General features: G+C 56.0%; 1 protein-coding gene. It reads left to right on the forward strand.

Features of this window, described 5'->3' with window-relative positions; translation table 11 throughout:
* Positions 1 to 105: 105 nt before the first annotated feature.
* Positions 106 to 475: transposase (locus tag JUJ53_RS00210; protein ID WP_204149995.1), on the forward strand; the 370-nt coding region annotated here is incomplete at its 3' end.

Here is a 475-nt window from a genome sequence, read left to right on the forward strand (position 1 = left end):
CAAGTCGTGGTGGCTCAAGCCAAGCGTTGTCCCCACTGTGGAGTCGACGTAGACCCATCGACGCAGCGCTTAAGCGGGATTTACGAGCGGATTGAATGGCCTCAGGTGACCCCTCACGTTACGCGAGTAGAACGCTACGGTGGGATGTGTCCCTGTTGCCAGAAGGCGTATCAAGCCCCTGTTGCGGTTGGCTTGGAACCCGGCTCACCCTTTGGCAGCAGTATCGCAAGTCTGGTGACCTATCTGCGCTACAGTCATGCCATCAGTTATGGGCGCTTACGTCAGTTGATGAGCGAGCTTTACGGTCTGAGGCTCTCAGAAGGAGCGATTGCCAACCTCTTGCAACGGGTGCAGACACAACTGGAAGCTCCAGTGAGCAAGATTGTGGAGCGCTTACGCAGTGCACGTCTGGTTGGCAGTGATGAAACGGGGGCACGGGTGAATGGGAAAAACCAGTGGGAATGGGTGTTTCAAA

The sequence above is a fragment of the Leptolyngbya sp. CCY15150 genome, assembly GCF_016888135.1.
Lineage (GTDB): Bacteria > Cyanobacteriota > Cyanobacteriia > RECH01 > RECH01 > RECH01.